Source organism: Desulfotomaculum sp. 1211_IL3151 (assembly GCF_036763075.1).
Lineage (GTDB): Bacteria > Bacillota > Desulfotomaculia > Desulfotomaculales > Desulfotomaculaceae > Desulfotomaculum.
The window spans coordinates 36,067-51,047 of the sequence record NZ_JBAIYV010000028.1 but is presented as its reverse complement, the minus strand read 5'-3'; the positions used below and the strand labels follow the sequence as shown (position 1 = coordinate 51,047).

Annotated in this window: 16 protein-coding genes; 1 reads left to right on the top strand and 15 read right to left on the bottom strand. The window is 36.1% G+C overall.

The window, feature by feature from the left end; all coding sequences use genetic code 11:
• Positions 1-323 (bottom strand): helix-turn-helix domain-containing protein (locus V6C11_RS07455; protein ID WP_333530509.1); only part of this gene is annotated, 323 nt, incomplete at its 3' end.
• Positions 324-463: 140 nt separating this feature from the next.
• Here V6C11_RS07455 and V6C11_RS07450 point away from each other — a divergent pair.
• Positions 464-1,333: a hypothetical protein gene (locus V6C11_RS07450; RefSeq protein WP_333530508.1), complete on the top strand. Its 870-nt coding sequence runs from the start codon at positions 464-466 to the stop codon at positions 1,331-1,333.
• Positions 1,334-1,682: 349 nt separating this feature from the next.
• On the opposite strand, the gene V6C11_RS07445 is transcribed toward V6C11_RS07450, so the two are convergent.
• The 14 genes from V6C11_RS07445 to V6C11_RS07385 all read right to left on the bottom strand — a co-directional run bounded on the left by V6C11_RS07445 (position 1,683) and on the right by V6C11_RS07385 (position 14,900).
• Positions 1,683-2,900, bottom strand: a complete 1,218-nt coding sequence (locus V6C11_RS07445; protein ID WP_333530507.1) for an IS256 family transposase — start codon at positions 2,898-2,900, stop codon at positions 1,683-1,685.
• 563 nt (positions 2,901-3,463) lie between these two features.
• Positions 3,464-4,180 carry an ABC transporter permease gene (locus tag V6C11_RS07440; RefSeq protein ID WP_333530506.1) on the bottom strand — a complete coding sequence of 239 codons (717 nt, stop codon included), beginning with the start codon at positions 4,178-4,180 and terminating at the stop codon, positions 3,464-3,466.
• A complete protein-coding gene (locus tag V6C11_RS07435; RefSeq protein WP_333530505.1) occupies positions 4,177-5,100 on the bottom strand; it encodes an ABC transporter ATP-binding protein in 924 nt (307 codons plus the stop codon). Before V6C11_RS07435 ends, V6C11_RS07440 begins: the two co-directional genes overlap by 4 nt.
• Before the next feature lie 39 nt (positions 5,101-5,139).
• The gene (locus V6C11_RS07430; protein ID WP_333530504.1) at positions 5,140-6,426 is read right to left on the bottom strand and encodes a radical SAM protein; all 1,287 of its coding nucleotides are present in this window, start codon (positions 6,424-6,426) and stop codon (positions 5,140-5,142) included.
• 13 nt (positions 6,427-6,439) lie between these two features.
• Positions 6,440-7,951: a radical SAM protein gene (locus V6C11_RS07425; RefSeq protein WP_333530503.1), complete on the bottom strand. Its 1,512-nt coding sequence runs from the start codon at positions 7,949-7,951 to the stop codon at positions 6,440-6,442.
• A gap of 698 nt (positions 7,952-8,649) precedes the next feature.
• Positions 8,650-8,958 carry a group II intron maturase-specific domain-containing protein gene (locus tag V6C11_RS18680; RefSeq protein WP_442886050.1) on the bottom strand — a complete coding sequence of 103 codons (309 nt, stop codon included), beginning with the start codon at positions 8,956-8,958 and terminating at the stop codon, positions 8,650-8,652.
• A gap of 935 nt (positions 8,959-9,893) precedes the next feature.
• Positions 9,894-10,109 carry a DUF6602 domain-containing protein gene (locus tag V6C11_RS18675; protein WP_442886051.1) on the bottom strand — a complete coding sequence of 72 codons (216 nt, stop codon included), beginning with the start codon at positions 10,107-10,109 and terminating at the stop codon, positions 9,894-9,896.
• A complete protein-coding gene (locus tag V6C11_RS07415; RefSeq protein WP_333530502.1) occupies positions 10,106-11,713 on the bottom strand; it encodes an IS1634 family transposase in 1,608 nt (535 codons plus the stop codon). The genes V6C11_RS18675 and V6C11_RS07415 overlap by 4 nt, the downstream gene beginning before the upstream one ends.
• Positions 11,714-11,791: 78 nt before the next feature.
• Entirely contained in the window at positions 11,792-12,049 is a 258-nt protein-coding gene (locus V6C11_RS07410; protein WP_333530501.1) for a DUF6602 domain-containing protein, read from the bottom strand.
• Positions 12,050-12,085: 36 nt separating this feature from the next.
• Positions 12,086-12,796, bottom strand: coding sequence for a LytR/AlgR family response regulator transcription factor (locus tag V6C11_RS07405; protein WP_333530500.1), 711 nt, complete (start codon positions 12,794-12,796; stop codon positions 12,086-12,088).
• A gap of 48 nt (positions 12,797-12,844) precedes the next feature.
• On the bottom strand, positions 12,845-12,979 hold the full coding sequence (locus V6C11_RS07400) for a cyclic lactone autoinducer peptide (protein ID WP_333530499.1): 135 nt from the start codon (positions 12,977-12,979) through the stop codon (positions 12,845-12,847).
• Positions 12,972-13,568, bottom strand: a complete 597-nt coding sequence (locus tag V6C11_RS07395) for an accessory gene regulator ArgB-like protein (protein ID WP_333530498.1) — start codon at positions 13,566-13,568, stop codon at positions 12,972-12,974. Before V6C11_RS07395 ends, V6C11_RS07400 begins: the two co-directional genes overlap by 8 nt.
• A gap of 13 nt (positions 13,569-13,581) precedes the next feature.
• Positions 13,582-14,427, bottom strand: coding sequence for a sensor histidine kinase (locus V6C11_RS07390; protein WP_333530497.1), 846 nt, complete (start codon positions 14,425-14,427; stop codon positions 13,582-13,584).
• 2 nt (positions 14,428-14,429) lie between these two features.
• Positions 14,430-14,900 (bottom strand): hypothetical protein, encoded by a 471-nt coding sequence (locus tag V6C11_RS07385; RefSeq protein WP_333530496.1) that lies wholly within the window; start codon positions 14,898-14,900, stop codon positions 14,430-14,432.
• Positions 14,901-14,981: the final 81 nt, after the last annotated feature.

Below are 14,981 nucleotides of genomic sequence, written 5' to 3'. Positions count from 1 at the left end.
CGGATTGTTGATTGACCACCAGTAAAACCTTTCTCGTCAACTAATCTGTCGTAAATCCGTTTTGCAGTGTGTTGCTGCTTTTTGATGTTTTCTATCTCGTCAGAGACTAGGCAGGATTTGATGAACTTTAGAATGTCGTCGGTTACAACAAATCTGCTGCGGCCACTGGTACCTTCCCTTTCCCAGGGCACATGTGAACCATCATAATATCGTTTAACTGTGTTTCTGGATACGCCAAGAATCGTTGCAATTTTTCGCTGTGAAAGACCTTCGTGCTCGTGTAGGTAACGGATTCTTTCGTAAATATCCATCTCGATTGCCACTCCTTTTTACCTCCTGTATCAACAGATGTAACTTTCTGATAATACAGGTTTTTGCTTGAAAGTGGCTCAATTTTTTTCTGGCGTTTCCTTCAATTTTGGCTCACTTTTATTGTAGCGTTTATATCTAAGAGGTGATTACCTTGAAGAAACTCATTCTTTTCTTTTCAGTTATGTTGTTTTTTATTACTGCATGCAATTTTGGGAATAAAGAAGATTTTAGTTTTCTAAAGAATTCGGAAAATATTTCTTTAGAAAAGTATACCTTAGGCCCTCTGGGTTTAGATGAAAACAGGCTAACGATTAGTAATAATAAAGAGGAAATATCAAAAATTGTTGACTTGATTTCAAAAAGCACTAATACAGGCAATGGGAAAATAAAACTTGGCTCTCCATCAGAGATACAAAATTATTATAGTTTGGAATTCTTTATAGCTGCCGGGGATAAGGCAGGTCATTATCAATTTTTATACTTGCCTGAACAGAATTTATTATATTATCCTTTAGGTGATAGTGATAATACTAATATATATACTAAATATGAGTTAAATCGGGAATTAAGCAAAATATTACAAGATTCCAAAATAGAGTATGACACAAAAATAAATACAGGTGGGGAGATTATACCTAGGTTCATAACATGGAATGGGGCAAATGAGTGGTTAGATTCAGAAGGTGGTAAAAAGGGTGTATTTGTTATGAAACTTAGTGCAAAATATAATCTTTATTTGATAACATATGGTAAGCAAAAACATGGTACACTTCTACGTGGAAATCTCGTCCCCTGTGAAGATAAGAGTTATATAGTTGAGACCCGCCTAGTTGAACCTGTCTCAGATGTTGAACAATTAAGTTCTACTCCTTACTTAGTGTTAAAGGCACTTAAAGATATAAACATACAAGTTATTCTTAAGGATGATGATGATATAACAAAGGAGCAATTGGAGAACAAAGAATCTAAGTACTATAACCAAGAGGCGGAGAAATTAATCATAGATAACAAGGTCGATTAATCGGAAAAGAAGACTAGATCTTAAAGAGTTTTGTATGGGATAACATGGATGCATCCCGCGGTATCGATTTATCTACCTTACCCACTCTGAACTAACACCGGGAGAGTTCTACAAAACTTACTTTACCAAATCGGGAGTGTAAAAAATTTAGTGTAAATGGTTTTCTGCCTTAAACAATGGATAAACTATAAATGGCTCTTACTCACCGGGAGGATAAGGCGCTGCTGGAGAGCAACCTGAGCGCCCGTTGGGATTCTGCTGAGATAGCCGTGATGATTTCACGGTCTTTCTCTTTTTATGGCTATCTACAGGAGAATCAAAGCGGTAAACTCATAACTAGCCCCTTAATTTATGCCAGCAGTGCTGGCTCTATTCGATCACCAAAGTATATCGCTAATTGGGATACACAGCTTCTCCAATCCCTGACTGGCATGGTCCACTTTTTAGCTATACCTACAGTAGCAAGATAGATGATTTTTCTTAGCGCATCATCCGTTGGATAAGCAGTTTTTGTTTTGGTAACCTTCCGTAACTGCCGGTGGTAGCCTTCAATGATGTTGGTAGTATATATCATTTTTCTTAGCTCATACGGATATTCAAAGTATGTTGTTAATTCTAGCCAATTATTCTCCCAAGACCTAATAATGATTGGGTGCCGTTTACCCCATTTCTCTTTAAACTCCTCAAAGGCATATTCTGCTTCTTCCAAGGTTAAAGCTTGGTAAACGGTTTTTAAATCAGCTAGGACTTGTCTTTGTTCCTTGTAAGAAACATATTTCATTGTGTTTCGTATCTGATGAATTACACATAATTGAATCCTGGTATTTGGAAATACAGTGTTTATAGCTTCAGAGAAGCCAGATAAGCCGTCCTTACAGGCGATTAGAATGTCTTCAACCCCCCGGTTTCTTAGGTCATTGCAGACACCAAGCCAGAAACTGGCAGACTCGTGTTCACCAATCCAAATACCTAATACTTCTTTTTGACCAGCTATATTTACTCCCAAAACACTATAGGCAGCTTTGTTTACAATACGGTTTTCTTTGCGAACCTTGAAGTGTATGGCATCAAGAAACACTATCGGATAAACCTTATCTAATGGACGGGCTTGCCATTCAGCCACCAATGGCATAATCTTATCCGTAACCTTGCTAACCATTGTCGCTGAAACTTCAATGCCGTAGATGTCCCGCATATGGTCTTCAATGTCCCTGGTAGACATGCCCTTGGCATACATAGCGATAATCTGCTCTTCCAGTTCATTAGATGTTGTTTCATACTTTTTAATTATCTGGGGGTCAAAATTCCCGTTACGATCTCTAGGAACCTGAACTTCAGTTTTACCCATCTTAGTTTTAACAGTCTTTCTATTGTAGCCGTTACGACTGTTTCCAGAATTATTACCCGCAGGATCATGTTTGTCGTAACCTAAATGAGATTCCATCTCGGCTTCCAATATCTCCTGAATTGTATCCTTGAAGAGGTCTTTTAACATGTTATGAACATCATCCATGCTTTTACATTCTTTGGCCAGTTCAGACACTAATTTGGACTTTGCGTTCTGCATAAATGGTCAACTCCTTTAATGTAAGTTATTACCATTTACACGAACTTTATTACGTCCTCACCAAATCAATTTTCAACCCCAACGGGGAATATCAGAAAACAAGCGTCTGGTAAGCCAAGCAATGCTGGAATGAAATCAAAAAGGAGTGAAACCAGTAGTAATTGTTGATGAGGCACAGGAACTTTCAGTTCGGATGCTGGGTGAGTTGCGTTTTGTATTAAACTACCAAGCGCTGACTCCTATTCTCCCTTAACTGTGCTTCTGATTGGTCAGCCTCAACCTACAGAAACCCTTCGATTACAGGTTCTTGGATCACCATACAATACAAACTACCGTTCCTTGGAGAAGAAGAGATTGGCTCCTATATCCTTCACCATCTACGAGTGGCAAGGCTAGACCGTCAGATATTCACAGATGAGACTGTCCAGTTTATTTACCCGTTCTCAATCCATTGTATCCCAAGCAAGGATTCAGGCGATTTTTTGCCTCTTAACTCCTAAAGTCAAGAGGCAAATCGGGAAAGTCCTCCAAAGTCAGCCTGCACAAACCATATCACAAAAAATCTATACGTTTACAATACGCTCTTTAGAAATATACTTTATAAGTGTAAAGGACAATCCAATCAGTAAAATACCAATTACTAATGAAATAAGCCCTACCATGTTTATAGGATATTTAGACCCGAATTTTAGAGAAAAATTCCACACACCAAGAAATGCAACCATTTGAATTATGCTACCTAGTGTTCGTGCATCTTTAAGATACCAGTAAAGTAGTGATACTACTGCTAACATACCAATTGATAACAAGGGCATTATAACAAGCAAAATTAGCCATAAACTACTGGTTATATTAAAGGAATAACCAAAGAAAAGATTTATAACTGATACAAAACCCGATATCGTAATTGCGGAAATTATGTATGAAATAGTTGAGGCTACTAGAAACTTTCCTACCCACAACGCTGTTGGAGGGACACCCGATGCTAATAAAACATGGATTGTCTTATTAAGTCTTTCTTCATGAATTGTTTTTAATAATAATCCGTTACCAAAGAACGTTATTGACATCAATGGTATGAAAATAGTCAATCCGGCAAGTATAAGTTCTTTATTAGCGCTAGATAGATGTTGTTTTCCTATAATTTGATATACACTTATTAATTGAATACCTACAACAAATAATATTGTAGATGGTATAGCTAACTTAGATGTTCTTATTGCCTCGATTGATTCTTTCCATATTATAGCCTTTAAGCACCTTATCCATGAATTGTTCATTTTTTTCCCACCAGTTCTAAATAAATTTCTTCAAGACTTGTGTGCTTTTCTTTTATTTCAATATGTTGTATACCTTCTTCTTTCAAGTATGAACTAATAAAAGCAGGATTTTCACTGGTTTCTATAATAAATAGCCCATTTTTTTTATCAAGATCAATAATTCTGGAATACTTTGATAAAATCGTTTGTATTCTAGATGGCCCACTATGGTCTTTTACGATGACTTCATATTTATTTTTGTTCCATTTCTCTTGTAAAGAAGATATCGTATCTGATGTCAAGATTCTACCCTGGTGTATTATCACAAGCTTATTACACAGTGCTTCAATATCAGCCATACTATGAGAAGTCAACAAGATACATTTTTCTGGTTTCTGAATCCAGTTTTTTAATAACTGGATCAATGAATACCTACTACTTATATCTATGCCATCAAAAGGTTCATCGAGTATTAATATTCTAGGATCAAGAATTAACGCCCTCGCTATAGCCAGCCTTCGCATCATTCCTTTTGAAAATGTAGAGACCAGAGTATTTTTCTTTTCTAGTAACTCCACCGAAGAAAGTGCATTATCTACATATTTTCTGAGCACTCCTTTCGGGGCCCCTTTTAGCCGTGCAAAATACTCTAGGTTTTCTCCTGCAGTTAGTTTAGGGTATAAACCGTGGTTCTCAAAAACAACAGAAACGGAACTCCCAACCTTTTCATACTCACATAAAACATCCGCACCGAGTATTTTTACAGTGCCTTTGTCAGGTTTAATAATTCCACTAATTATATTGAGAGTAGTGGTTTTCCCCGAACCATTTGGCCCCAGGTAACCAACTAGCTCCCCACAATTAATGTCAATATCAATCCCTTTAAGAACCTCTAATCTGCCATAGTTTTTCTCTAAACCACTAATGTGTATCATTTTCATTTCTTTTTACCTTCCCCTAAAAATACCACGCTTTGATAGCTAAACATTAGACCATTGACCTAAATGAGGTTTATATTTGCAATAAAAGTCTTTTACGGAAGTATCTTTATTGAGGGCCCATTCTAGCACGGAACAATCTGAACACGAATATCTGAATTCGCATTCTTTACATATAGGTACTTTGTCTTTTGTATAGCCCCATTTTTCATTAATTAGCCCAGTCTTAAAGACATTATATATATTATTTTCGTCAGAGATATTTCCTAGAGGTTCTTCCCATGAGGGACATGGTAAAATGGCTCCACTTGAAGATATTGCAATTGTCCTATTCAAGCAAGTATTAAAATCCCGTTTGTAAAAATACTCCAAAATCCCGACCTGCTTAATACGTTCTTGTCCTCTTGGCGCAGAGACAAAAGGTGTTCCTTTTTCAGGATGGGATGTTAGTTCTGTTTTAAAAATATGAATTGCTCCTAATTTTTCTGCATAGTCCAAAATTGTATTAAATTCTTTTCGATTCTCTGGGGTTATCATTAAGCAAATCTTATAAGTAACACCGTATTGCTTGCATAAGTTAATTGCTTGGTTAAAAGACATAAATAATGTTTGATTACCAGTTACCTTTTTACAAGTTTTAGCCGATTCCCCAAACAATGTAAAAACAAATGTAATACCTAATTCTTTTGCCTCTTTCACTATAAGATCATTAATCAGAGAGCCACTTGTATGAACCACTACGTTTAAGTTACTGTTTACTTTTCTAAATCTCCTTGAAACTTCTACTAGCTCGGGCCAATTAATAAGAGGGTTTCCTCCTGAAAAGGTGAGTGTCTTTACCTCTAGATTGATTAAATGCTCATAAGCAACACTGATGTCTTTTCCTTCGAGAGTATTTCCTTGGCCACCCCTTGGCCATCTAATACAAGAATTACAGCCCTGCCAATAATAGTATGAACTGTTTTTACATATTTTACATTTACCGTCGCAATTGTCCGAAAGTTGAATATATGCGACGCTTAAATTTGGCGGAGATTCTAAAAGTCCTTTCAATTCGTACTTGCATTTTAAATAGTAAGGTTCTACCACAACTGGGGTATCAAATAGTTGACCAAATCCCTCTTTTATAAACTTTGTTAAGAGTTCTTTTGCCATTGTTCCTTTATTTTTTTCAACCATTTCAACTTCTTGATTTTCTAGCCAAAGTTCAACTATGTTCGTTTCCGTCTTAGATAGACTTATTACTCTGTTACGTGATAAGTCGTAAATAGCACCCAGCATAGAACCCGATACATAATGACAGTCAGTAAAAAACCTAAAAAAACTCATCTTTATTTACCTCCTAATTAAACAACAAGTTGTTTATTGAAGATCTTGTTACTTCTTCGAGTTCTTTAAAAGCATCCTCGCGTACTTCAATTACTGAATAGACATCTGAAAAACACTTCATAATATGTTCCTTATACATAGTGCACCAGCCTTTTGGTAACTGAAAATCGCTTTCTTTATTGCACTGTGCAAAGCAAAGAGGGCATATTTTTCTAATCAGACATTTATGGCAGTTCATAGTAATTTTATCATTATAATTTTTAATAATATTGTTTATGGCCCTATAATTAAAACCTGTCTCCACATTACCTATGGGTATTGTTGAATTTACCCTCTCGCATATATCAAATGTACCATCAGTTCTTACACTAAATTTCATTCCTGGTATACATGTACCTGTATACGGTACAAATGCTTTTGGAAGGTCATGTATCCTCTGCCTAAGAATAATAGGGATTAGGTTAGTTTCAACAAAAGCCCTAAGATAATTAGATGGTAGCCCGCCTTTCTTTTTGATATTAAAGTAATCATTTTCTAGTATTTTTCTTTGCCTATGAAAGTTAATTTTATCTTCATCGGTTATTGTTTCATAATACTTTGTATTAATATTTAAAACTGCACTCAACACCGCAATTAGAGGCAGTTTATTTTTTTCATAAAATTTTACATTTGTTATTATGTCAGTCTTATAGTCATATACACCGGCAAGCAAGATCTTAGAGTAGTTTGGAAATCTCTCCTGAAAACGTCTAAGGTTTTTATAGACAATATGAAAAGAACCCCTGTCATCGGGTAATACTCGATTTCTATCATGCTCATTTTTATCTCCATCGAGACTAACTAAAATATTAAACTCATTTGCTACCAAAAAATCGGATATTTCATCCGTTAAATGTAGTCCATTGGTTGTAATATTATAATATATAGGTACAGGTGATTTTTCGTTGATATAATTTACTAATTTTTTCATCGTTGGAAATGATAAAAGAGGTTCTCCACCGTAAAATGTTATGGCAGCCCTCTTTGAGGGGATTTTCCTGGATACAGGCCCAAGTATATTAAAGAGATAGTCAATAGCTTTAGCACCTATCTCAAAAGACATTTTATTTTTTGTTCTATTTCTTGTATACTTATATGTCTCTGATAGATAGCAGTATTTACATCTTAGACTACAGTCTTCAGTTAGGTTGATTATAAGTTGATATAACATGCCGGAGCAAATAAGATTTTGAATATCCTTTTCCAAAAATAAATTCTTTTGACTGTTGTTTGATTCTTCTTCTGTCATATAAAGACCATTGAAATTTCGATTCCATCTGTCAATAAAACTCAAGGTGCCATTTACCGAATCATCAGGGAACTCCTTTGATAATTCCTCTTGCACCACTTCAATGTTTTTATATTTGTACAGCTCTATGGCTTTTTTTATCAAATTATTAATTGGAAAAACAGCTCCATTATTACTATCATATAAGTATTCACTACCACTTTCAGTGTAGAAGGTAAGGAAAGACGCCTTCTTCATTATAGCCCTCCGCTTTACTTTTTTATATTTTATCGGTATAATTACTAGATAAAAAACATAATTATGGGTAAAGCATCCATTCGCCCACAAGGCCAGTTGTGGACGAATGAAATACTCACCTTATTTACACTAAGTGCTCATTGAACCGGTAACAGCGGCTGCAATTGTTGAAGTTCCAGATCCATAGCTTGAACCGGAGCTAGTAGATTGGGTTTTACATGTTAGATTGCATCCACTCATACAACCTGCTGCACACATGACAATGCAAACGGTACCACAATCCATTTATTTCACCTCCTTTATTTAATTTATTTTTGAAATTACTCTGATCAATCTACTAAACCCATAACTTGAATGAACGTATTATTTTCGCTACTAAATATGTTTTACACTAGTTGACTAATAATTTGAAGTAGCCAGACTCTTTTTCCCGTTTAATCGGCGTAAATTACCAATATTAGATATCATGAAATGGCATACCATTATCTAATCAAAAATGGTATGCCATCTTTTATAGGTCGAGTAGACCGAGGGAGTTTCACCCCCAGTCTCTCACAGAACTGAACGTGAAGGTCTCCCTTCATTCGGCTCTTGTTATCTAATCGCAGGCACAAGGCCTATCTACCAGTGGTAGAAGAGATTTGGGTTACTTAAAGCGATGCGTTTAAGGAATCTCATTGCCTTTAGCATGTTTCCCTTCATTGACTTGTATTTTGATTTAACCCATCTGATGCTAGAGTAAGATTTACGTAAATAAGGAGTCTTTTAGCTACGCCAAGGGCGTATTTTGAGAAGTAGTTAAACCATCCACGGACTACAGGGTTAACTATCTCTGCTAGCTTCTCTATGGACACAGCCTTGTTTTGCATACGTATATTGCGTATACGGTCTCGCAGTTCTTGCCCTGAACTCTTGCTGGCTGCTGGCGTGAAACCATTGAAAAACTCGCCTTGCTTGTTTTGGATGTATCGCCTGCAGAATGTGTAACCTAAAAATGTAATTGTCAAATTCAGTTTAGTCCCTAAACCCGTAAATTTATGCCCAAGATTATCCTAATGTTGATAAAAATTACATTGCGTGAAGTCAAGGGTAAGGTGGAGATTTTTTAGAGGGTTTTGCTAAAAAAATACTACCTGACCTTGACGAACCTTATTAAATATAATGAGAAGCGGTCTTGCGACGGTTTTTAGGGGCAAAACCTTAACTACTAAAATTTATATTGCTTCGGCTAACTGATCCCCATAATATTGAGAACGCTTAACCAGCGGTGGGTAGCCCTCATTGGTAGTGTAAATCCTTTTGCAGTTATAATAAATTTCTATAAATCGGAACACCATGCTTTTAACTGTAGCCGTGCTCAGTGTCTCTGTTTTAACTTTTATAAATCTTTTCTTTTTTTAAGGTGGCAAAAAATGACTCCATCCGAGCGTTATCAAAGCATTTTCCTGTGTTGCTCATGCTCTGTACTGCACCATAACGGCTAATACATTACGGTAAGCACTGCTGGTATACTGACTTCCCCTATCGCTGTTATGTCGAATTCAGGATAGCAGCGACTATGTTGAAAAAGAAACTATGCCGAAAAATATTAAAAGGTGCTGTGTCACTAGTTTTTCTTTGAAAAATTCGGCATAGTTTTTATGATAGTTTAGTTAAAGCTGTAAAGGCGCGATAATATTTCCCGATTTTTCCATTGTGGCTTATCGTTGGCGATTTCTGGATTTGATTTAGAAATTGCGTCATGTAGCATATCGACGGTAGCGAAAGCATAAAACGTTTTTGTTGTTGCTTCGCTTTCGTGGCCAGGCATTTCCATTATGTACGGAAGCGGAATTCCGTTTCGGTATAAATCCATGGCTCTGGTTTTTCTAATGGTCTGTTTGAATCTGGTGTTCTACCGGGATGAAACTCTGCAAGGTAACTTTTTAGGTGATTGACCGTTTTAGCCATTTTTTGGTACATTGCTATTGACGTTTACAATATCACTATTCCTCAAATTGGTTTTGCATTCGATAGTGCATGCGACAGAATTTATCAAAACAATTTCATTCGGCATCCCTGCATACAATGGTGCTACATTATAATTATCATAAACAATAATATCTTGCTGACTACTGAGCCTGCTTGCACCATAAATCCTGGATTCCCGCCAACTCATAACGAGGATGGCGGGGTAACGCCCAAGCATTGATAGATTTCCTTTTGTTTTTCGAGAAACTCGCCAACACGCAGTTTCTGCCCGGGTGACTCAAAGCATTCAATAATGTCAATCTTGTCGATCGCACCTTGTAAAGTATAATTTTTGAATAAATCCGTATCCTGCATCTGCTTTTTGATGTAAGAAAGATAAATTAGTGCAACAAACTCCACGAATAGCTTGCCATCAAGGCTTTTCTCTGATGACACCAAGGTGCGGCGCATGTTCAATCGTTCCTTGAGATTACCAAAAGCTTTTTCGACAATATCCTTATTGCGATAGAGTTCTAGGGCAGTAACGGCATTCATTGTTTCATTAGTTATCAAGGCAAAAAAGCCAAAATAACGCTTTACTTTCATAACAACTTCTTCTTTGACAGTAACTTTTGTGCCCCTTTTTGGGGTTGTTTTCGTCTCGAAGTACTTTTTATATAGTTTTTCGTGGTCTGGTACTCTTTTTCCTAACTCTAGTTCATGACGCAGTGCCATTAGCTTTCGGTCAAACGCTTTTTCGTCATCAGCAGCTTTATCAATATTGTAATAGTAGTGTAAGTAGATGCGGGGTTTTGCAATGATGTCCCCTTTATAGGGGCTATGCTGTGTATACTGCCACTCTGTTTGGACAGTATGGCAGTAAAGCTCATACTTTTCACTGTAGTGTTCAAAAGTCCGAAATCCATCGTATATGGCATCTAGTTCCTTTCGGATGAAAGAAAGGGACGTTTTAGTGGATATTAGGAATTTCAAGTGACCCTTAAAAAGGGCATTGATGTTGTCTTCGCTATAGAAGCCTCTGTCCATGACCAATTTGACTTTGGAGTAGCCAAGGACATCTAAATCGGCCAGCAGATTCTTAATTGTTTTGGAGTCAGGGATATTTCCTGCTAGTTTCCGGTAGTAAAAAGGTAGATTGGATTTCTCACCAAAAACCAGTGCTAAGTTAAGTTGAGGTAACGAGTCGTCTTCCTTGTTCTTGCCATATTGCACCTGACGGAGATACTCTGAGTAACTGGAAATGGTGGTGATATCATAGGCCCAGAATTCCTTTTCTACCCGTCGTTTGCCTTGTAAACGGAAGAATTTGTTCTTTGCTTCTTCATCGATTGAAGCGAATAGCTCACTGCTTCGTTGAGAAGTGATATTTTTGCCATAAGGATGCTTATATATGCTGCTCCACTTTTCAAAACGGTAGAGTGGGTTTTTGTCTTCGAGAATTAAGTAGTAGACAATAGACAAAATCTTCCGATAGGTATTTGGAAAGCATTGCTGTAAATCATCAGTAATACCAAGCTTTTCACCGATAGCATCCAGCAAATAAGTTGCACCAAAAAATAGTCTGGCTGTTTCTGTTGTTGGAACCGGTCCTCTTTTAGCAGTCGTGGATACTTCTTTATTTTTTCGACATCTACCATCCGTAGGTATAATCTTTCCTGTTTCATTATCCACTCGTCCGATAAGGGTCCTTTTGGAACGGGACTGCTTTTTTTCTTTGTCCCAGTAAGAAACGGATTTGTAGGCATATGTGATGCCTGATCTTTTATCGGTCTGATAAACCACAGTAGCCATATAATACCACCACCTAGTTATGTGTATTACAACACACAACTAGGTGGTGCGATATATAAAAATTGGGGATAAATTCAGTTATTTCAAGGGTTTTGTGTGCTTCTTAGGCGGGAATCCAGGATAAATGAAACCTGTGCAAGCAGAAAACCTTTTTGGTAGTGCATTTCTTAAGAATTCTCTTAAGATTGTCTCTGCCTCTCGTCCTCTCTCACCATAATGCGCTATCTCATTGGCAATATTTAAAGCCCCAACAATTTTGTCAACATGTGAACAGATTATTCTTGAAAATATTTTAGGAGTGTAATTATATTCTGTTAAAAGATCAGTATATTCCATAGTGGGGTTCTATCCCCCTAATAATATAAATTTTAATCATTTGGCTTGTAATTTTGCCTTAAAGTTATTTAAATAAGTTCTACTCAGAAAAGCAGTACCTTCTCCGTAACTAAACTTAATTTGGTAGGATCTGTCCGCCCATCTTTCAATTGATTTTATGTATGAAGGGTTAATTATATAAGACCTATGTGATCGTATGAAACCCTCTTCTTCGAGTATTAAATATGCCGCCTCAATAGTATCCGTGCCGGTAAAGATACCCTCAGGAGTATGGAAAACAATATTTTTATCGACCTTTTCCACAAATAATATTTTCCCTATATCTAAATTAAATTGTGTAGTTTTTGTCTTGAGTAAATACGTTTTTTTCTTATATCCTATTCTTTCATAAACTCTTGCAATACACCTGTTTAGTCGTTCATAATCAAAGGGTTTAACCAAGTAATCAGCTGCCTCTATATCAAAAGCTTCTGGAGCAAAATCTACTTTTCCTGTTACAAATACCACCTGAATATTCTGATATTTTTTCCTGATTTCTTTCCCTAATTCAGAACCAAGTAATCCTGGAAGCTCAATATCAAGAAATACAACCTCCGGCTTAATTGTGTACTTAATATTAGAAATAAATTGTTCACTGCTGTTATAAATAGCTAATACATTGATTTTATTGGTTTTTTGCAGCATTTTAACGAACATCTTACTAAAATAACGGTCATCTTCAACAACTATTGCATTTATATTAACCATGAAATACCCCTCCAAAAAACGAAAGGGCACAAAATGCCCTTTCGTTAACTATTTCTTTAAACATTCGGGAACCTCTGGTTCATAAATAATCCCTAAGCAGTTGATGTCAACGTTAAAATAGGCCAGAGCAGCAATTATTGTGCATAAAGAAGAATACACCAGTACTTTAATTCTATTAAACATTTTTCTCCCCCCTTTCCTTTAATAAATTATCTGCTTTTGCTATTAGGTTAACTCCCCATGGAGTAATGCTTATAGTTTGCCAAGTAAGACCTAGGGCAAGGGCTATTATATATGGTTCCTGTATCGGTAAATAAAAGCTTGTGCAGAAAGCTACTAGCAATAAAGCGATGCATATTTGCTTTATTGCCCTTCTCTTATTTTTTGAATATTTTCTCTTCGGGCTATAAGGGGCCCATTTAGCTAATAGTAAAAAATTTATGAGATAAAGTGCCATTAACACCTCAGTATTAATAGCTATTTTAGCTGCCATATAGCCAATAGAAATGAATGAGATTAAGGATACCATTGTGCAACTACTAAAGGATGAGAGATGTGTTCCACCTGAGAATGTACGGAAAATAACCGCTACAATTACAGATATCATTACAGTCGGAAAAATTCCTAGCAAGTAGCTTAATATGCTTAGTACTGCCAGTTGTGTACCCAGGTTAAGTATAATTTCCAGCCCATAGGCTATTACCTCAACGGGGCGTTGATCCTTGGCTTCCTTACTAATATTTATAGCAAGTACTGTCGAGATTTTTTTCATAAATTCTCCTTTATTACAAAATCTTATCAAATATCACTCTGCATACTACTTTACCATTTAGATTTTCTAAGGTAACGGAACCATCATGGTTTTCTACTAGTTCCTTAACAATATAAAGGCCGAGACCGGTATGACTATCTTTATTTGATATCCCCGGGCTAAATAGTTCAGATATGTTTTCTGGCAGTATTCCTGAGTTTATAGTTTCTAGATAAATTTTGTTACCTTCGCTATACACATTGAATTCCACTTTTTTATTATTTTCTGGAGCCGAAAGAGTAGCATCAAAGGCATTGTCAATGATATTCCCACAAACACGTACTAATTTGTGTGGTTTAAGAGGTATTGGTGATAATTTACAGCTTATGGAGATACTCAAAACAATTCTATTTTGAATTGCCGATGTTTGCTTTGCTTTTAGTAAGGATGCTATTTCAGGGCGGTCTACAGTGATAACATCATTTAGTTCTCGGGTTTCTTTAAAAACTTCAGTGATATATTCTTTAGCCAAGTCGATCATATTTTCCTTAATCATTCCATAAAGGGCTTGAACATGGTTATTAAAATCATGTCGTTGCGATTTCAAGGATCTAAATAATTCATCCATACTTTCTACATATGCTGCCTGGGCATCAAATTCAGCTTCTTTCTGTATCAAATGAAGGAGAGACCGTACAAGGAAACCAACGATAACAAGCCCTGATACTATAAAAAAAGAAACTCCTATAATTAAAATGTGATTGGGTATGGTTAAAAAAACATCTTCGCTATTGAGATATATACTTCCATTCATTATAGAAAGAAGAAATATTAAAATTACAAAGGTAAATATTAATCCAAGAATTAATCGCTCTTTCATGGCTATGCACTTCCCGATAAATTAAATAGACATTTCTTTTTTCTTTTAAGATAAAGTCCTATTAACGCCATAGTGATTAATTTTGGCATAGACACAATAATACTAAGATAGGGATCTTTAATTATTTCAGTCAGGGACACCTTACTAATTAATGTATATATCGATAGGGTTAGGGTTTCAAGGCTTAAGGTAACTATGACCCCGATAAAGATACCAAGGATTGATTTCTTTACTGAAACATTTAGAATCATAACGGCCATCCCTACAATTAACATCGTAAGTATCAATGTATGAAACCCATAAGGTAGTGGTAATTTTCTAACTATATACACAAATGGTCCATAGATAATTGATAATACAGCTAACTTAAGTAAGGAAGGCTTTACATTTATAACCTGAAGACCAAGCCAGACAACTAAGAAACACTCTGGGATTGAATAAATAACGACCACTAGCCAACTTATTTCGTGCATTTATCATACCCTCCAGTCCTTTTACTGGAGATTCGCGAAACATCCTAAAATTTCCTTGGTTAATTATTCCTTATTTAGAGC